Raw genomic sequence first — 19591 nt, forward strand, 5'->3', positions numbered from 1 at the left:
GTGCGGGCCGATGTATCCGACGATCACGCGGCCGGTGCTGCCCTTGGTGTCGTCCAGGAAGTAGATACGCAGTGAGATGCCGCCCCCGGAGTCGGGCTTCAGGTGCATCTGCATCTCTGCCCGCCCCGCGGGCGCCACGTTCTTAGGCACGGGAAAGGAGCGATGCACACCCGGCCGGCGCATCGTGGTCCTGGACTCGGAGACTGCCAGCCACCTGGGGGGCACTGCCTGAGGGCTGCCCGATTGGCAGAACTGGTAGAAGCCGCCTTTGAAGCCGTCCCTCGTCGCTCGCCCGTAGGCGTCGAGCGCTCTCAGCCCCCTCCACGTCTTCTCAGGCCACCGCCGGTCCATACCCACCCTGTCGAGTGCGAGCACGTCCTTATGGTCAGCAGTGACCAGGATGCCCTGGAGGTTGTCGAGCCGTTTCCACAGTTCCTCGAATGAGTCCGGCGCCTGCAGCGGCACCTCGACCGCAGCGGCCTCCTCGTGCCCTTCCGGCTCACCGAGCTTTCGAACGATCCGAGCGGCTCTGGCAAAGGCTTGGGGCGTCTCGTGCTGTCCCCGCAAACTCGGACGGACCGCGTTGCCGCGCGAGGCCCTCGCAAGCAGTAAGCGGAAGTGATGCGCCAAGGTGCGGTAGAGCTCCGCCGCCCGGAGGCTGTCCTCCGGAGCTCTGGGAAGGGCGAGGGCCGTGGCGCGTGGTGGATTGCTCAGCATTTCTGCTGGTGGAGCAGGTGAGGGACGGCTTCTGGTCGCGGGCGGGAGGTCCGTTGGCTCGACTCCGAGCAGCCGTGCCGTGGTGGCCGCCGCGTAGGCGATCGGCCGGACACCTGTCGGCAGCGCTTCATGGGCCATCGGAGAGTGGAGGACGACCGGGATTCCGTGGGGGGCTTGAACGTGTGCGGCAAGGTGGTCGCTGAGGGCGAAGTGGGTCTCCCAGAGTTGGTCACGGGTGAGCAGATCGGTGAGGTGGGTCGCCGCTGCGGGGCGGAAGTGGTAGACCGTGTCGGCCGATTCCCAGTGAGCGACGGTCAGGAGGCCGGCGGTGAGGAACTCGGCGGTGTCGGCGAGAGTGGCCTCCGGGACCAGGCGGTCCCGGAGGACGCCGAGTACGGGCAGCGTGAAGGAGCCAAGCGGCGAGGCCGCGATGGCGAGGCGGACGGCGGGCGACTGGCGGTCGTCGGTGAACGCCTCGGCCCGGGCGCGTACTTGGTCGTTCGTAGGCGCCGTGTCGGGCAGGATGTGCCGGTCGGAATGGCGTTGACGCAACGGTGGTCGGCCGGTGGCGGGGACGAGGACGGCATCGCAGCCGGCCGGGTCGGTGCGCATCAGGGCACGGGCCCACGCCAGGATCTGGTCGGGATCGAATTGCAGGACGGGCAGCGCTTGCCAGGGTTTCGTGTCCTGGGCCTCCCGGAGAAGTCGTGGGCGTCTGTAGCAGAGGAGTCGGCCCGGGGAGGCGGGGACGGTCGCGGTCGCGGTGACCCGGGGAAGGTCGAGACCGGAGCGCTGCCAGAGCCGCCTGGGCAGAGGGTTGATGAGCGCGACCGGGGCGGTGCGGCCCCATACGTGAAGCATCCGCCACAGTACGTTCTTCCGCCAGGCCGCCGCCGCGCAGTCCGAGACGACGAGCAGGAGCCGACGGGCCGGCTGGATCTGCCCGGCGGCGTCGGGGTGCGTGGGGAGGGCCCGGCCGCGGTGGTCGTGCAGAACGGGGTCGTCACCGGGCGGATGGTCGAGATGCCAGACGCGGACGTCACGGAAGGCACCGAGGGCGCGAAGCATCTTGGTGAAGGTGCGCACCGTCTCGTCCCAGACTGCCATGGCGGTGCCTCGGTCCAGGACGACGACCACCTCCAGCCATGACTCTGGTGCAGGGGTGAGTCGGGGGACGAGTATCCCCGTACGGGTGTAGTGCTCGACGGTGGCGTCGACATCGAGGCGGCGGTGGACGCCGGAGGGCCAGGGGCGGCGCAGCGGTCGCAGCGCACGGCCGATGTCGAGGGAGCCGGGGAGGGCGGTGGCGCGGCCGACGCTCACTCGCTTGCCGCGCACGACACGGGCACCGACCTGGTCCTCCAACCAGACCGCGGCGGTGTCCCCCGCTTCCTCGCCGCCCGCTGTACGGACGGCTTTCCCGGGAGCGGCCGTGCCGACCCGGTCATGCTCCGGGCGCCGCACCGCGTCGTCGCCGGTACCGGAATCCAGGCTGCCGGGGACCTGATCGGCGTGGTTCCAGGCAGCCGCGAGGAGTACGGCGTCGAGGAGCTCCTTCACGTCGATGTCCCCGCTTGCCCGAGCGAGCCGCGCCAGCCGGGCGGCGGCGTTGTCAGCCACGCCCGAGTCCCCGCAACAGCATGTCCTCCAGGTTCCGCCACTGGTCGACGTCCGGGGCCTGGTTGCCGCGCAGCAGGTAAACAGCGTTCAGGAGCTGGTCGATGGCGACGTACTCACCGGTGTTCAGTTTCTGCAGGAAGGTCTGTACGAGGGCGTCGGTGGCGCTGTCCTCGACAGCGCCGAGGTGGGCCTCGATGATGTCGGTGAGTGTGTCCTGGGACAGCGGCGGCATGTCGAAGCGGACGCAGCGGCGCAGGAAGGGAGCCGGGAATTCGCGCTCACCGTTGCTGGTCAGCACGATGACCGGGAACTCTGTGCACTGCACCCAGCCGTGCTCGACGCTGTGCCTGCCGCCCTTGTCGGCGGTGCGGACCCGGATGTCGGGCTTCGGGTGCCTGGCCAGCTCGGGGATCTCGAAGCCGCCGCGCTCAAGAACGTCGAGGAGGTCGCTGGGCAGGTCCAGGTCACTCTTGTCGATCTCGTCGATGAGCAGGGCGCGGGGGCGGTCGCCCGGGAGGAGCGCTGTCCCCAGGGGGCCCAGCTGGACGAACTCGCCGATGTCGTCCTCGTGGTCTTCGCCGTGCGGCCGCCTCTTGGTGGCGAGAGTACGCAGGTTGTGGGCGTGGATGCGGCCGAGAGCGTCGTAGCGATACAGGGCGTCGGCGAGGGTGCTGCGGGAGGTGATGTGCCAGTGGAGCACCGTACCCAGGCCGAGCTCGGCGGCGATCTGGCGGATGATGGAGGACTTCCCGGAGCCGGCACGGCCGGTCAGCAACAGGGGACGGCGCAGGTGCAGGGCGGCGTTCACCGCGTCGACGAGTCCGGGGACCGGGCGATAGGTGTCTGCGGGGTCCGTGCGCGCATCGGTGTCCTGCTGCCGGGTAGGGGCGCGCCATGGGGGCGGAGCCGGCAGCTTCGGCAGATCCGCCTCGCTCTTCGGGGGGACTCCCGTGCCCTTGTAGTACGGGGTCCAGCTCATGCTCGCTCCTTGGAGGTCAGCTCGTCCGGTGCTCTCACGACCACTTTCGCCCGTCGTCGGCAGAACGCCTGCCAGTCCTTGTCGTGCCAGGCGGCTCGTACGGCCGCGAGTGGACCGAGGTCATTGTCTGCGTCCTGGCCGGCTCCGGTCAGCTGCTGCCGATAGGCGTGCGCGATGTGCTGTGGCAAGGTGCGCCAGTGCTTCCCGACAGACCTCCTGACCACCTGCTTGTCGCCAGCGAGCTGCTGGCGCGGCCAGACCAGTGCGGGTGTGTGCTCGAGGAGTTCTTGCGCCACGAAGTCCCAGTCCGCCTCCGGCAGGGAGTTCAGTGCCCAGACCTGTTGTCCGCAGCCGTGGTTGCTCAGGTGTTCCTGCAGTTCCTCAACGGTCCCCAGCTCTTCGATGTGGAGCCACTTGGGGCCGGAGCAGTTGGCGTCGTCCAGGGCGACCAGCAATTGTTCGCCCACCTGCAACATGTCGTCGACCGTGGTGTCGGGAGGGGGAGTCAGCAGGCCGGCCCAGCGGGTGGTGACGGTGTAGTTGGCACCCAGCTTCTGCTTGCGGACGACTTGTTCTTCCGGGGACCAGTCCAGCAGGACGAGGGTGGGTGCGGCCACATCGATGTGCCGCAACCGCTTCCCCGCGATGTTCGCCCACGGGGCAGCCCAGGCGACGGCTTCTGCCAAGGCCGCCTTCAGACCCTCACCTCCAGGACGGCAGACAATGCGTCGCCTGTCGAGTACGGCGCGGCCGAAGAGCAACCAGGCGTCCACGCGGACCACTCTCTCGCCTCCGTCGTCGGCCAGCACCAAGACCAGGCGTGGAGCCGACTCACCATGGGGCTGGTGGTTCAGCTCTTGCAGGTGACTGTTGACCGTGGTCGTGAGCTCAAGGTCCTGCGCCCAGGCGACGACATCCGCCGGCAGCCGGTCGCCGTGTCCCGTCGCATGGGCCATGGCCGCAACCACTCGGGCCAGTGCGCGGTGCTGGCCCCCTGCGGCACCCCCGCGATGAGCAGCGTGCTCGACCACGTCCCGGAGGGCCGGCGGTGGTTCATGCTGCACGAAGGACAGAGGAAGACCCGCCAGCATGCCGACGAGCCGCAGGCGGTCTTCTGTCAGGTCCGGGCCGAACACCTTGTTGACGACGTGCAGCGTCTTGCGGCCGGCCGCCAGCTCGGCCAGCACTTCGCGCAGCCGGTGGACGGCAGCCCAGGAGCCGCGGCCTGCGGTCTGCTCGTTCTTCCTCAGCCAGGCGGCGAGCTCGTCCTCAGTGGACAGACGTAAGTTGACGTCGACGCGCCGGACGGCATCCCGCACCGCCTTGCTCGCGATCGATCCGAGAGCGCGGCTGAGTGCCGCCGCGCGGTTCCGGGCCAACCAGAGGGCATCGCCGAGATACCCGCTTCCGTCGAAGACGTTCCGCCCCGGCTGCTGGCCGCGGATCCGGTCGCGGAGGTGCTCCATCAAGTCGTCGTCGAACTTCAGGAAGTCCCCGGTGCCGGGCAGACCCTCCTCGATCAGACGGGCGAGTTCCGTGCTCAGCCGCATGTCGAACGCCTGCTCCTTCGCGGTCGCCGCGAACAGGAGAGAGAACCGCACATGGCCCTCCTGCTGCCCGGCGGTGACTGCTGGAGTGGCCGGCACCGCGCCACCGGAGCGGCAGGTGTCGACGATGGCGATCAGTCCGGTGAGACCAGGGTGGTTGAGGGCGTCGCCGAGCAGGGCAGGGACGTTCACGTTGGACAGCGCCCCTGAGTTCTTCTCGCCCGATGTCACGAGGTACAGGGGAGCGCCCTCAGCGCCCTCGCCGTGACCGAGCAGGGCAAGCACGAGCGGACCACCGTCACGCTGCGCGCGTTGAGCGGCCTGCTCCACGGCGCCGTAGACCCGGCTCCTGCCCAGGCCGGTGCCGATCAGCAGGGACTCCTCACCGCGGTCGACGCAGCCCCCGAGCTTCGGGTCCACCAGAACGGTGTGCAGGGCACGGGCGGCGTCCTCCAGCCCTTCCAGTCTTGCGCCTCCCCTGCACTGTGCGCCCACGACGAGTACGTGGCGCGGCGACGCTACGTCGGTGCTCACGGCCGTAGGGCCTCGATGACCGGGCGGGCGACAGTCCCGTGTTCCAGATACTTGGTGGCGGTGTGCGTCCACAACCCCGGGGAGTCGACACGCTTGGTCTCGGCCTTGACACCGCTCTTGCTCGGGCCGATCCAGTCGGCCAGACGCGGCCGGCCCACCACGATGTCGTCACGGTCCCAGAAGTTCAGCCATGACGCGACGTTCTCCGGGCAGGACGCCGGGCGTGGCACCAGACGGTCGAGGACCACCCCTCCCAGCGCCAGCGGCGAACCCAGAGTCACCCAGAGGGGCACCGATCCCTCGTACTCCTGCAGTGCTTCGTAGGAGACGACCGTGCCCAGGCTGTGCGAGACCACCACGAGAGGCCGTGTGGGGTCTAGCCCCTCAAGCACCCGCGCCCGGATGGCCGCGCCCAGCTGCGCCTTCTTCGCCCTGCGGTCCAGGTAGCGGCCGACCTGAGCGAGCTGGGACAGCACCGCCCAGCCATTCATCCACTGCGCCGCCTGCCGCAGCCCCGGCAGGCGCAGCATGGTCGTCGTGACGCCGACCAGTCGACGGCCGATGTCTCCGGTGCCCTGCGCCTGCCGCCCTTGGACCACAGCGTCGAGCTGAAAGCGTGCGTCACTGATGACACGGGCGTCGTGGGGACTGGTCTGCGGCGGGAACTGTTCGGCGAGTTCCTCCAGCATCGAGTCAAGTAGCTCCGCGAGGAACGGGACTTCCTGCTCGTCCAGTGTCCCGGCAGCCCCGCCCTGGGTTCCCCGGCGGTTGAACAGATCGCTGTAGTTGGCGAAGGTGACGTCCGCCAGCCACCCCTGTGTCAGTGCGGAGATCACATCCGGCATCTGGGCGTTCCGCGCTCCTGCGGCAAGTGCCTGCAGCCACCTGCGGCGGTCAGAGACCGTGTCCCGAAGGCCGCCGATGCCGTGCAGAAACAGCAGTTGAGGCTTCCCCGTAGCCATGACGCCCCTCCTTCTTGATCCCAGGGACATTCTGCTGTATCTGGCTTCACGAGGCGGAGGAAACAGCAGATCTTCTCAGGCATACGAGCCGAGCGGCCCGTCACGTCGTCCGGATGCGGGGTGAGCCAAGACCCGCCCGTCTACCAGGCAATACTGTGCCGGCGGTCCATCGGCTGCGCTCACGAAGGCGTACCTCTTCCAGGAGCACCTGCAGGTCTGTCCAGGCTGTTCAGAAGGCGGCGCTCGGCTGGTGTGAACCGGGGGCGGTCCAGTGGCGGGCGGAGGGGACCGAGCAGGGCGGTCAGCAGCACTCTGGGTTTGACGAGCGTGATGGGCGGGGCCTGCAGGGCGAGTACGTCGGTCAGGGCCGTGGCTGCGTGGAAGGAAACCGTAGCGGTGCGGGACAGGCGGCTGACATAGCGGTGCAGGAGGCGATCGGCGAGGTTCGGACTCTTGCCCTTCGTGGCGGAGAAGTGGATGTCCTGCCCGGTGGCAAGGACCCACGCGTTGTCGATGGGGCGGGCGATGGCGCGCTGGGCGCGGCGGGCGAGCCCCGGGACGACGCCCTTGGCGAGCAAGTCCCGTAGCGCGAGGGCTCCTTGTGCCGCGACTGATATGCCTTGCGCATACACGGGGTTGAAGACCGCGGCCGAGTCGCCCACTGCCATAAGGCCCTCGGGCCAATGGCTGAGCCGTTCGTAGTGGTAGCGCCGGTTGGCGGTGCTGTGGGTGAGGCTGACGTCGGTGAGCGGTTCGGCGTGGCCCAGGAGGGGGCGCAGGGTGTATCCGCCGGGAGCGCCCATCAGGCTGACGTGCCAGCGGTTGTCTTCGATCGCAAGGATGCCGCCTGCGTTGCCAGGCCGGGACAGACGCGGGTCGGCTTGCCCGCCGGCCATGGGTCGGTTGCGGGTGGGGACAGGAGCACGATAGATCCGGGCGTTGCCATAGACGCCCGTGGTGAACTGCGTAATTTCACGGATGCGGAGCCTCGGGCCGTGCGGCGTACCGTGCGCATGAAACCTGTGCGCCGCACACGCGCAGTGCGCCTGCTCGGAGACCTCCGGCGGGTTACTTTCGACCTCACGGGGATTCACATGCGTATACGTGCCATGTCGGTAGCCCTTCCCGGCGCCATCGCCCTGTTCGCGCTCTGCGTTCCGGCAGCCGCCCAGGCGGCGGAGCGTCCGGATGCGGCGGCGAGGCTCGGCTCCTTCGCCGCCCACGACGTCCACCCCAGCACCTCGCTGGGCAACATCAGCTTCTCCAAGGCCGTCATCAACGGCGGCAAGGACATCGTTCTGGGCACCACCACCAAGAAATCCGTCACCGTGACGTACACGGCCACCAGTTCGAGCGGGGTCGCCCTCACGGAAGCCTTCCTCTGGCAGGGCACGGACAGCTCAAGCACAGACACCATCACCGGATCCCTGGGCACCGACGACGACCCCACCTGCACCGAGTCGACGACCCGGACCGGCGTCTACGCCTGCAAGGCCGTCTTCCACATCAACGCCGCGTCCGACCTGAAGAACAACGGTGTCGCAGGGACCTGGAAGCTGTTCCTCGGCGGGTACGACCTCTACGCCAACGCCAGTTACAACGACGACGTTGCCACCACCAGGATCAAGAAGGCATCCCAGCTGACCGCCGACGCCACCCCGGAGCCGGTGAAGAAGGGCAAGACCATCACGGTCACAGGAAGCCTGAAGCGTGCCGACTGGAACGACGGCACGTACGCCGGCTACGCAGGGCAGGCGGTGCTGCTCCAGTACCGCAAGAAGGGAAGCAACACCTACACCACCCTCAAGAAGGTCACGAGCAGCACCGGCGGCACGCTCAAGACCACCACCACCGCCACGGCCGACGGGTACTACCGCTTCTCCTTCGCCACCAACACCACCACCGCCGCCTCGACGGCGGCCGGCGACTACGTGCACGTCAAGTAGCCGCGGACCGCATCGCCCGTGAATCAGGCTGCTGCGCAGGCTCGCGGGCGTTGCAGGGGGTGACGGCCCTGTGCGTCGCGTGGAATGGGACAACTGGTCGGAAGCGGCAGGGGTTCATTGCTTCGCGGACGCGCGCGGTATCCACGAACTGCTCGAAATCGTTCCTGCTCTCGGCAAGATCCGTTTGAGGACGGACCCCAGTGCCGCATCAGGCAACGTTCGCCACGTCTGCCAGACTGCTCGGGTGATCGTCAGACTTGCGCGGGAGCAGGACTTCCATGGCCTTCTTGGCCTGGCAGCTCGGTCGAGCACTGGTTCGGCCCGGTGGTTGGGAATCCTGGTTTCCAAAGCGCCGTGGACAAGCAGACTCGCCGGTCTACGGCGCTCGTCGCCGTCTCGGGATCGGAGCACGACGAAGTCGGCGTCGTCCGGATAAGAGTCCCAGTCGACGCGTTCGGCGCCCAGGGGAATCAGTCGCGCCACTTCGGCTTCCTGATCGGCGGCGTCGTCGGCATAGAGGTCGAGGTGGATTCTCGGGTGTTCCTGCACGGGTGTCGTACTGAGGTCGAGGGCCCGTGCGACACCGGCGCCGTCGGCCGGCTCCAGTACCGCCCAGTCGTCCTTCACCTCACCATCGCGAGGGACGTAGCCCAGTGCCCGACTCCAGTACTCTGCAGCCCGCCACACATCAGCGGCCCCCATCACGATCGTTCCGATGCTCGGCATCCGCTGATTCTGGCGGACAACGACGGATCCACGTCCCCAACTACGAGGCGAACGTTGCCTGATGCGGCACTAGTGTGCCCGGCTCACGCCCTCATCTTGACGGCTGCCGACGGCACTGCTCACGCCGCACCCGACAGGACCTCACACCCAACCGCGCTGGGCGAAGGCGTGGTGGTCCGCGCCGGGGAGCGGGTGAGGATGCAGTGTCCAACACCCCGGGGAAACCTGGGACCGCGCCACCGGGGGTGGGGAGGGGTTCGGTCGGACCCGTGGTCTGCAGTGCCGTGATGATGTAGAGAAAGCATGCCACGGACAGCAATAGGACCGTCCACGCGATCGCGTCCGTCAGCAACTCTCTTCTGTCATGCCTGACCCGTCGTAGCTCATGCTGGACGCGGCGACCCTTGCCGTCGTCGGCGGCTGTCCGGAGCCTTCGTGGGTGACCACTCACGCACATCGTCCCATTCCTAACGGTCGTCTTGCAGTCGTTCCATTCGCAGCAGACGCGGCGGCGACGCCGACCATGTGACAACGAGTCACTCACAGGACATTGACTACCGCTGGGACCATGACATCTCGGTATAGGCAAACGATCGGCGTCAATGAATGGGCGAAAGCTGCGGCAGCCGGGGGCGACCGTGGCAGGGGGGAAGCCGGGGTAGTAACTTGAGTGGCCCTACGGCCATGTGAATCGGTTTGGCGCACTGCACATCGACTACAGACCCAGTGCCATACGTCAATGTCGCGCTCTCACCGGTATGGGCGAGTCGTGTGCCCCGTCGACCGGTTTGGCCCCGCGGCCGCCCTGATGAGCTCGAGCAGGTTGCTTCCCGTGAAGTATTCCCTATTTGCACGGGAGTTGGTGGCACGAAGGGGCGTGGATAGCGTGCGTTCGGTTTGATCTCTTGCGCTCTTTCCGTTGATTTCTCCGTCATCCGGGCACCTTCCAGCTCACCGGCACCACCGGAGCGGTCTTCCCGGGGGGCTACCAAGGGCTGCGTTGAGTGACTGTGAGCATCGCGGCTACTGCCGCAGTAGATGCCGGATCTACTGCGACAGTGCAGATCGGCGGTCGGGCGTCTGGCGGAACAAGCATGCAGCCGGCGAACGCCTACGTGAGGTGGTCAACAGGGCGAACGTTGCCTGATGCGGCACTGGGAGACAGCGTGACAGCCGTTCTCCTAGGTCGTGGCACTCCCGTCGGGGATGAGTCTCCGGGTGCGTCGGCGGTGGACCTTCGGCCTCCGTCAGGTATCGGTCTTCCCGTGCCAGCTGGTGCGGAGGGCGGTTTCGGCCCCGCCGCACCCGGCATTCACCCCGGACCCGGCTCGGGGGCGGGGGCCTTGGGGCTTTTGGCCTTTCTCCGCAGGGACATCCGAGGAAGCCAGGAGAAAGGCAGAGGAACGGCACACGGAAGGGGCGCCCGGGCTCCGCGTGCCTCAGTGCGGCACGCTGGCGCGGTCGGCGACCCGGCCGTCGACGACGTCGCACTGGGACCGATCATCGACGAGCGCCAGCGCGACAAGACCCACGCACTCGTCACCGACAGCGTGAAGGCCGGCGCCACACTCATGACCGGCGGCAGCTACCAGGGTCTGTTCTACCGGCCGACCGTACTGGCCGACGCCGGCCCCGGCATCCCCGCATACGACAACGAAGTCTTCGGCCCAGTGGCTTCGCTCGCCCGCTTCGAAACACTCGACGAAGCCGCCGCTCCGGCCCGCGACAGCGAATACGGACCCTCACTCGCCATTGACCTGATCGAAGCCGGGCCAGTGATGGGGAGGTGGCTCCACGGTTCAGGGTGACCCGGTTGTCGGCAAACCACTGGCGGTGGGCGTTGGCTTCAGGCGGTCGACAGGCTGGCATCCACGGGCCCCGGCGGCGTCCGCTGCAAACTCGACGCGGGACAACTCCGTGTTCTGGAGACGGGGTTGGATGCCGGACCAGCCGAGACCGGCTGGAATGACCAGTGCTGGACACTGGTCCGGATCGCCGAGATCGTACGCCGGTTCGGCGTCGAGTACACCCTGCCCGGGCCGGCCTTCTGCTGCACCGAATCGGCTGGAGCGTGCAGGTCCCCTCCCGCAAGGCCGCCGAGCGCGACGAGACGAAGATCGCCGTCTGGAAGGACGAGCAGTGGCCCGTCATAAACAGAGGGAACCGGGCTTGGGCGCTTGGCTCTATTTCGGGGACGAAGCCGGTCAGGGCCTGAGGCCGCCCAAGGGCCGCACCTGGGGCCACCGGGGCCACGCCCCAGTGGTGCGGGTCACCGTCCAAGGCGCCAAACGTGTCTCGATGGCGGCGCTGGTCGCCCACGGCTGGGATTTCATCAACTTGTGGTGTAGATAAGTCAGTTGTTGCGTCCCCTAGATTGCAACAGGCGGTGATCGCGGTAACTTCAGTCGTCCTTCCTGCGATCGCCGACCCCCCTCATGTACAGCGAAAGGCACATGTATGGCGAACAACCGCAGGATGCGCTACGGCGGTCGGATGCTGGCGCTCTCGGCGGCTGCCCTGGGCATGGTCGCGGCGATAGCAGTTCCGGCCTCGGCCGATGACCAGCCTACCCGGGCACAACTCATAGCCGACTGCGACTCGGGGGAAGGGAAGTGCACCTTCAACGAACCGCAGTTGGGCCAGGCGTATCTCGGAGCCTTCCACCGGGTCTCCGACTCGCTCTACAACTGCAGCACCTCGCCTGCCACCCAATCGATGACCTGGTCCGACACGGTCGGCTCCACGGACTCGGCGGGCGTATCCGTGACCGCCGGCGGCAAGATAGCGGGAATCATCGACCTCAGCGTGACGGCGACTTACAGCCACACTTGGTCGAGCACGCACTCGGAGACCAGCTCCGTCAACATGACGGTGAAACCCGGTGAAGTCGGCTGGATCTCCCGTGCACAGGTGATGCAGACCGTCTCGGGCACATGGCAGACCCATTACGACGACCGGAAGTGGGGTCACTACTTCTGGTTCGTCCCCGACGTCGTCACCGGGCCTGCTTCGAACGGGACGGACGGCCAGAGCAACGCGGTGGTCGTCAAGTCCAGGAAGATGACCGCTAAGGAGAAGCGGTCCTGCTCCAGCCGCTCCGGTAAGGCCAGGACGTTCGTCGTCCAAGGCTGATTCACCGATCGCGCGCCTGGCTGCCTCGCGGTCCGTATGCCCGCGAGGCTGCCGGGGGCAGCTCAGCAGGGCGGTCAGTGCGAGTAGCCGCGGTCCCATGAGGGCTTTCGTAGGCCGGCAGGGGCCTCGTGCCGGATGCGTGGCACGCGGTGGCCGCCTCGCTTGAACGCGGCGCGCTGTCGTTCGTGCTGAACAGTGTGTGCCCTCAGCTCACGGCTGCCGGGCATGTCCACCCTCAAAGATCATTACGTGACACCCAACTTGCACTCGCCCGGGTCGGTTGGCGAGGTGTACAGCCCTGTGAAGCTGCACGAGATCGGTTCCTGGCCCGAAAACGTTGCGGTTGTCGCAGCAGCAAGGAATCGACTCGGCATTGCCTGGGGCGCAGAGCATCCGTCACGATCCGACCCAGCAGGCGCGTTGAGGATCTCCAGCTAGCTGGACAGCGCAAAGGGTACGCGCTGGAGGTAGTTGGGGGGCGCACCACAGGTTGTCGTCCATTGCGGTGATCTGGCCCTGGTGCGCAGCCGGCCGCAGCGCTGGTGCGACAGAGTTCGCTACGGGGAGTGAGCATCCCTGGTGCCTGCCGAAGGTCCCGCAGTCAGACAGGGCGGCAGCTCCGCGTCCCCCATCCAGCACGAGATTTTCCATAGTTTCGTGATCCCCGTGTCGGGCGATCACTCCCGGTCAGCCACAGGGTTGCGGGACAGTCGACTACTCTCCCGTCGCCGATGGTATGCAGTTCGGCAAGTGCGTTGGCGGGCAGTTCGACGGCGGCCCGGGCAATGGTTCGGTGCAGGTGCCCCGCTGAGGACGTGCCGGGAATGATCAGCAGGTTCGGCGAGCGCTGCAGCAACCAGGCGAGCGCTGTGGCCACCAAAGGCCTGTTGCCGTCCCCGGTTCGGAAGGTCACGGTCCGGTTCCGGAGCGGGGCGGGAGTTGCCGCCTGGGTGAGCGGGGTCGATACCGTGGCACGGCGATCGTCTTGTGCGCGCTGCGCAGGGCGGTCGCCGAGAGTACTCGAGAAACGGGGATACCTTGCTATGGCTCACTCGGCCCGCTCTGCCCACATAGCCCGTGCCACGCGCATCGGCGTGTTCGCCGCGGCCGTATTTTCAGCCGCGGCTTCCTTGACCGGATGTTCCACCGCCGACGGAGTTCCCGGGCGCGCGGACGCCGCGCCGGCCGAGAAACCGTTGCTCACCAAGGCCGAGGCGAACAAGGCGGTGGACGCCTACCAGAAGGCCAACAACGAGGCCAACGCCCAGCGTTCCCCCTCGCTCATGGCGAGGGCGGAAGGCGGCGCTGTCCTTGCGATGGACCAGGCGTACTTCACGCAGATCCCAGCCCTCAAGAAGAGCGACGTTGCGGACAATCTCGCTCCGTTCGTGTACGTCAACCGCACCTTCTACATCCCGCCCGCTTCCTCGAAGGCCGACTGGTTCCTGGTGCGCACCCAAGGCGCGCAACTCACCCATGGCAAGCCGGGAAAGCTGTGGCCAAAGGACATCAGGTACCTCGTCTTCAAGCGCTCCGGCGACGGCTGGCGGATGGTCGTTGCCCGCGACTTCGAAGGGTCTGAGTTGGCCAAGGTGCCGCACATCGCCCTCGACAAAGCCGGGCTGATGAAGGTCGCCGACCCCGACGCCAAGATCGGAAGGACGGCCCCCTCGCAGTTGCCGGAACTGGTCACCGACCTGTGGGTGACAGGCGGCCGCGACACCCCGCTCGCCGACACCTCAGCCCGACGCGTCGGCAGGTCCTGGTACACCGAGCGAGCCGATAACCTGGGCGAGCACGCCTGGGTCGACTTCAAGAAGACCGCCCCCCGCGCCGGGGACGTCTTCGCCGCGAAGACCGCTGACGGTGGCGCGCTTGTGTTGTCCGACAGCGCCGTCGATGAGACCTTCCTCGCCAAGGACCTGCAGTCCTACATCAACCTCGGCGACTCGGACAAGCCGTTCGTCAAGCGCAACCCGGACGCGCGTATGTACAAGGTCGTCCGCCACTACGCACAGACGGAGATCGGAATCATCTCCGCTGACGGCAAACCTGCCGTCTACTCCATCAACACCCAGGTGACCAAGGTGGACGCCACACCGACTGCCGACATCTAGGAGCTCCTCTCTCAACGGGCCATGGATTGTGCAAGTCGAACAGGGTTCCTGGTCGGGTGATCTTCCAGTCGTGCGCACCTGAAGGCAGGGCCTCCTGGTAGCTCGGGGGTGCGACCCCACTCCGAGCGGTTCCCAGAGGCCCTGTTGTCGTTGTTGCTGGCTCCCGAGCCCGCGCACTTCAACTCGCCCGCCATGTCGTGCGATTGCCTCGGGCACGTGTAGGAAAACCGGCCGATCATCCCGACCGGGTTCGCCGGTCGGCCGACCCGGGCACCACCGTCGTACACACCCGCGAACGGTGGTTGCTGGACTACGGGTGCATCGCCGCGGGAACCGCCGTGCTGTTGCTGTTGCTGTTGCTGTTGCTGTTGCTGTTGCTGTTGCTGGTCGGCCTCACGGCGGCGTAGTTCGTGCTCAACATTGTTCCCGTCTGTGCGCGGGTCACCTTGAGTGTGACCTCGCCTGGCGGTACCCAGCCCGTCCCGAGGCCGGACAGGCGTTCTCCAACGCCACGGGCTACCCTTCACGCGCGTCGGGCCGGCCTCGCCCAGGCCGGGTTCGGCGCTGTTGCCCTGGGTGGGCTCGGTGTCGCGGCGGTCGGCGCGATCTGCTGCGGGGAGGGCAACGGGGCGAAACGTACGGCCTTTTCGCCAACAGCTCATTCGGCGATCAAAAAGCCCGACTGACATCATCTCAAATCCGTGGGCACTGCATGACTTCGGCTATCTCGTCGCAACTTTCCCACGCCGAGCGGTAGACGAACCCTTCCCCAGGTCCGACTTCACGAATGTCGGGGTTTTATCATACTGTCCGGGGGCTGTGTCCTTCGTGTCCGGCGGCGCGTCGCCGGTCCTTCCGCACCGTACTCCGGGGCGGTGGGTGAAGTCTGGCGGGACGTCCGGCCGTGGCCGAACCGAAAGGCCCCCGCCCCGGCAGGCCATGGACCGGACGGGGGGCGTCGCCACTCCTCGGCCGTTCGCAAAGGACAGGGAGTGCAGCCCTCATGCCACAACAGAACACGGCGTCGCCGGACGCGGATCCCGAACGGCTGGTCGCCGGCCGTTACCGCTTGCTGTCCGTTCTCGGCGAGGGCGGTATGGGCACCGTGTGGCGTGCACGCGATGAGGCACTGCACCGAGAGGTCGCCGTCAAAGAGGTACGCGCGCCCGCCGGACTGGCCGTAGAGCGGGTCGAGCGGATGTACACCCGCTTGGAGCGGGAGGCCTGGGCGGCGGCGCGCATCAGTGCTCGCGGTGTCGTGACGGTCCACGACGTCGCCACCGACGGCGGCCGGCCCTGGATCATCATGGAGTTCGTCCGCGGCCGGTCACTGGCCGATGTCATCGGCTCCCAGGGTGCCCTCATGCCGCGGGAGGCCGCGCGCATTGGTGCCGAGGTGCTGGCCGCGCTGCGCGCGGCGCATGGCGCCGGAGTGCTGCACCGCGATGTGAAACCCGCCAACGTCCTGCTCGCCGACGACGGCAGGGTGGTGCTCACCGACTTCGGCATCGCCACCGTGGAGGGGGATTCCGCGCTGACGATGACCGGCGAGGTCGTCGGCTCTCCCGAGTACCTGGCGCCGGAGCGGGCCCTGGGGCAGACCCCGGGCCCCGCGTCGGACCTGTGGTCCCTCGGAGCGCTGCTCTACGCGGCTGTCCAGGGCCGTTCGCCCTTCCGCCGGACCACCGCCCTGGCCACTCTGCGCGCCGTCGTCGACGACGAGTTGCCGCCGCCGCATCGGGCCGGACCCCTCGCGTCCGTCATCGAAGGCCTGATGCGCAAGGACCCAAACGACCGGATGCCGGCCGAACAGGCTGAGCAGGAGCTGCTTCTGGCTGGTGCCGAGGGCGCCTCCGGCGCCGGCACGGCCGCGCTCTCCGCCCCGCTCCCCGCAGCGGCCACCGAAGAGCTGCCCACCGTCGAGTCCCCGCTCGGGGGGAGCGCACCTGCCGCGGCCGGGACACCGGCCGTCTCGGCGTCATCGCCTGTCCCTGTCCCGGAAGACGCCATGGACGCCGGGGGCATGGCGGCGACAGTCGACGTTCCCACAGCAAAGGGACCTGCGGCTTCGGGCGCGTTGGCGAACACCGCCTCCGGCCCCACCGCGCAGGAGACAAAGACGACGGCCAGGGCCGACACATCCACGGCTACGGTCGACGTACCCACAGCAGACACGCCCACCGCCACGGTCGACCTGCTCACGGTCGCGGCAGACCTCGACGCGCCCACCGCCCCGGTGCAGCCCTCGCTTCCCGGTGCCGTACCGGCGACCACCGCCGAGAGGGCCGCCCCGGCGCGCCGCTCGCCCGTCGACGCTGCCTCCCCGCCCGTCGTCGACAGCCCCGTCGTCGCCCCTTCTCCCTCCCCGCCAGGTACCGCGCCGGAGGCCTCCTCGGCCGAGGGCATCGCCGAGTTGCCCACCGTATCGACCGGCCCGGCAGCATCGGGGCCCGTCCCCACGGCCGCTTCCGCGGTGCTCGCCGCGTCGGCGGTGCTCGGGCCCGAGGGCGCCGACGCGTCAGGCCATGGCCCCGGGCGGCGGAGTCGGCGCATCGGGTACCTGACAGGGGCGGGAGCAGTCGTGCTCGCGCTGCTCGTCGGCGGACTGGGCTATGCCCTCGGCGGCGACGGTGAGGGCCGCGCGGGCACCGGCTCGCCCACGGGGCGGGCGCAGGCCGCCGCCTCCGGTGCGGCGAGCAGCGGACCGAGCCGCACCGCCGAGCAACCCGTTTCGGTTGCCGTGACGGGGGGTGCGACCACGTACGTCGGAGACTGTCCCCCACAGGACTCGCAGGCTCCCCGATTCACCGCGACCTTCACGGTGTCCGAGTTGCCCTTCCAGTTCTCGTACCGGTGGGTCTCGACGAACGGATCCGTGATCGACCGGCAGTGGCGGACGCTGGCGTTCCCGGAAGGCGGCCCCCACACCCATCAGGAGACGGTGCGGCTGTCGACGTACGCGCGGAGCGGAACGCTCCGCAGCCAGATGGCTGTGGAGATCCGCTCACCGTTCGAGGCGGTGTCCAACCCGGTGCCGTTCTCGGTGACATGCATCTCGACTACGGGCGGCTAGTCAACGGGTATCAAGGCCGGCGCCGCGCAGCTGATTCGGCACCGTGCATCCGCCATACTTAAACCAGTACGAGTCGGACCACTGCCGGACCGACTCGGACATCGCCGGTCAAGTGAGCCCTGCTGGACCGGAGTTCTGTGGGAGTGCCCTACGGCTCCCACACCCGTAGCGGATCAACCGCAGGGTGCGGTTGATCCGGCCGCACCCGGGACTTTCGCAAGGAGTTTCTGTGTCGTCGGTCATCGTGGGACGCACGGGTCCCTTCGCCGGTCAGAGCGTGGTTCTGGGCAGCGCTCCGCTGCGATTCGGACGCAAGAGCGACAACGACGTAGTCATCGTCAGCGTCAGCGCCTCCCGCCTGCACACCGAGATCGTGGCGGAGGACGGCATGTTCGTCCTCTACGACCGCAGCAAGAACGGAACCTTCGTGAACGACCGGCGCGTCACCCGCCATGTGCTCGCGCCCGGCGACTCCATACGCATCGGCGACGAGACCTTCCTGTTCGAGACGCAGGAGGCCCTGGAGACGGTCATCGACCTCTCCCAGCTCGACCTGCCCCGCGCCGACGCCTCGGCGAACCCGGGCACCCTGCGGGTCACGGTGACCGGAGGAGGCCCGGTCGGCCTTGCCTTCGCCCTGTTGCTGGAGAGCGCCCTGCCGGGAAGGGCGTCCATCACCGTCTACGACGGTCGATGGACCAAGAACGGCTCCACCGTGGTCTGGCAGGACGAGACCCAGGGCAACGTCCGCCGCCAGCAGGTCGTCACCGTCCAGAGCCGCCAGTACCTCGCGCTCACCGAGGAGATGCAGTCGGCCCTGTTCGACGCGGGCGGATACTCCGAGATGTGGCCCCTGGGACCGGACTCCGTGGACGGCCGCCCGCCCCGCAACATCCGGATCGCATACATCGAGGACAAGCTGCTGGAACTGGCCAACACCAAGTCCGCGATCCATCTGGTGCCGAAGCGATTCGATCCGTCGGAGCAGCAGCACCGGCTCTCCCAGGAACACGTCCTCGTCATCAGCGAGGGCGGGCGGTCGCGCACCCGGGAGCACTTCGGGGACCGTTTCGGCGCGGCCGACTCCTCGATCTACTCCCTCGACGGGGAGCACCTTCAGGACCTGGTGCTGGGGCTGCGGGTCAAGTCCCAGCTCACGGATCCCATGAGCGTCCTGCTGACCGTGGCGCAAAACCGGTTCCTGCTCAACTCGCTGCGTGGCGAGGGGTTCCTCAACATGAGGCTGACCCGGGAGGAGGCGCGCAACGTGATCGGCATCGACCCGGTCCGGCAGGTCTTCGAGGAGTGCATCGCGGCTCGGCCCTGCCTGATGAGCCGCCACGAGGACAACGAGTTCGTCTGCTCGACCCATGGGACCCTGTTCCTGCCCGCCCTGCTGCGCAGCTCGTCGCTGTGGAAGCGGATCGAGGAGGGCCTGAGGCTGTTCGGCGTCGCCGAGGACGATCTCAGCGCCGTCACCTCGTTCCGGCTGGACATGGTGCAGCGTCCCCGGTTCACGGCCCAGCTCACCCGCCCCACCGGCACAAGCCCCGGAACGTACGGCTTCCTGCTGGGCGACGCGGCCAACGCCATCCACTTCTGGCCCGGACGCGGCCTCAACAGCGGTCTCGCCTCGGCCGTTTCGCTCTCCCGCTCCCTCAGCCGGGTCTGGCGGGGCCGCCCGCTTCGCGACGCCGACTTCATCCGGCACGAGGCGGCGATGTCCATGCTCCAGTACCGGCACAAGAGCCGGGCCTGGAACGCCATGGTCACCACCGACGAACGAGGCGTGACCCGCGCCATCAAGGACATCATCGCCGGCAGCATGGAAGCGGATCGGGTCGTCGCCGAACCCGACGTCGAGCGGTCCGATCTGGAGAACCTGCTGGACCGCATGCGCGCGATCCGCGAGCGCCTCGCCCCCCGCCTCCCCGGAATGCCCAACGACGCGGAACTGCGCAGCCACCTGTCCACCCTCGCTCCGTCGACCCTGCGGACCCTGCAAGAGAGCGGCGCCTGGGACACGCTGATCGTCGGCGGCGAGGAGGCCGATATCGACATCTTCTACCAGTCGGACGCCCCGGTCTTCGTCGGCCGTCCCGTCGATCCGCGCATCATCGGCCAGGCGGCAGGACCGCGGTAGCCGAGGGCGGTCGACCCGGCGTGATGCGGGCACTCCGTCCCTGAGCCCGAAGGTTCACATCTCGTCTCTACCAGAAGAGGGGGCCCGGCACAGCC

11 protein-coding genes and 2 pseudogenes are annotated in these 19591 nt (G+C 68.1%); 7 read left to right on the plus strand and 6 right to left on the minus strand.

Going from position 1 to position 19591, the window contains the following annotated elements:
• Positions 1-906 precede the first annotated feature (906 nt).
• The 5 genes and pseudogenes from AB0H32_RS00310 to AB0H32_RS00330 form a co-directional block, all read right to left on the minus strand.
• A pseudogene (locus tag AB0H32_RS00310) lies at positions 907-2337 on the minus strand (SAV_2336 N-terminal domain-related protein); the annotation flags it as partial.
• Positions 2330-3316, minus strand: a complete 987-nt coding sequence (locus tag AB0H32_RS00315) for an AAA family ATPase (protein WP_361111715.1) — start codon at positions 3314-3316, stop codon at positions 2330-2332. The pseudogene AB0H32_RS00310 and the gene AB0H32_RS00315, both read right to left, overlap by 8 nt.
• On the minus strand, positions 3313-5397 hold the full coding sequence (locus tag AB0H32_RS00320; protein WP_361111718.1) for a hypothetical protein: 2085 nt from the start codon (positions 5395-5397) through the stop codon (positions 3313-3315). Before AB0H32_RS00320 ends, AB0H32_RS00315 begins: the two co-directional genes overlap by 4 nt.
• A complete protein-coding gene (locus AB0H32_RS00325; protein ID WP_361111721.1) occupies positions 5394-6359 on the minus strand; it encodes a hypothetical protein in 966 nt (321 codons plus the stop codon). Before AB0H32_RS00325 ends, AB0H32_RS00320 begins: the two co-directional genes overlap by 4 nt.
• 179 nt (positions 6360-6538) lie before the next feature.
• Positions 6539-7453, minus strand: coding sequence for a hypothetical protein (locus AB0H32_RS00330; RefSeq protein WP_361111724.1), 915 nt, complete (start codon positions 7451-7453; stop codon positions 6539-6541).
• On the opposite strand from AB0H32_RS00330, the gene AB0H32_RS00335 reads away from it, so the two are divergent.
• Positions 7454-8305 (plus strand): hypothetical protein, encoded by an 852-nt coding sequence (locus AB0H32_RS00335; RefSeq protein WP_361111727.1) that lies wholly within the window; start codon positions 7454-7456, stop codon positions 8303-8305.
• A 405-nt stretch (positions 8306-8710) separates the two neighbouring features.
• On the opposite strand, the pseudogene AB0H32_RS00340 reads toward AB0H32_RS00335, so the two are convergent.
• Positions 8711-9031 (minus strand): annotated as a pseudogene (locus tag AB0H32_RS00340) (VOC family protein); the annotation flags it as partial.
• Positions 9032-10473: 1442 nt separating this feature from the next.
• Between AB0H32_RS00340 and AB0H32_RS00345 the strand changes: the two are divergent.
• The 6 genes from AB0H32_RS00345 to AB0H32_RS00370 all read left to right on the plus strand — a co-directional run bounded on the left by AB0H32_RS00345 (position 10474) and on the right by AB0H32_RS00370 (position 19496).
• Entirely contained in the window at positions 10474-10839 is a 366-nt protein-coding gene (locus AB0H32_RS00345; protein ID WP_361111730.1) for an aldehyde dehydrogenase family protein, read from the plus strand.
• A 263-nt stretch (positions 10840-11102) separates the two neighbouring features.
• Positions 11103-11246, plus strand: a complete 144-nt coding sequence (locus AB0H32_RS00350; RefSeq protein WP_361111733.1) for a hypothetical protein — start codon at positions 11103-11105, stop codon at positions 11244-11246.
• A gap of 242 nt (positions 11247-11488) precedes the next feature.
• Positions 11489-12163, plus strand: coding sequence for a hypothetical protein (locus AB0H32_RS00355; RefSeq protein WP_361111736.1), 675 nt, complete (start codon positions 11489-11491; stop codon positions 12161-12163).
• Between the two features lie 1130 nt (positions 12164-13293).
• Complete coding sequence (locus tag AB0H32_RS00360; protein ID WP_361111743.1) at positions 13294-14280, plus strand: hypothetical protein; 987 nt, start codon at positions 13294-13296, stop codon at positions 14278-14280.
• A 1003-nt stretch (positions 14281-15283) separates the two neighbouring features.
• Positions 15284-17353 carry a protein kinase gene (locus AB0H32_RS00365; RefSeq protein WP_361111747.1) on the plus strand — a complete coding sequence of 690 codons (2070 nt, stop codon included), beginning with the start codon at positions 15284-15286 and terminating at the stop codon, positions 17351-17353.
• A 229-nt stretch (positions 17354-17582) separates the two neighbouring features.
• Complete coding sequence (locus tag AB0H32_RS00370; RefSeq protein ID WP_361111750.1) at positions 17583-19496, plus strand: FHA domain-containing protein; 1914 nt, start codon at positions 17583-17585, stop codon at positions 19494-19496.
• The last annotated feature ends 95 nt before the right edge of the window (positions 19497-19591 follow it).

Origin of the sequence: Streptomyces sp. NPDC020362 (genome assembly GCF_040642095.1) — a bacterium.
Classification (GTDB): Bacteria; Actinomycetota; Actinomycetes; order Streptomycetales; family Streptomycetaceae; genus Streptomyces.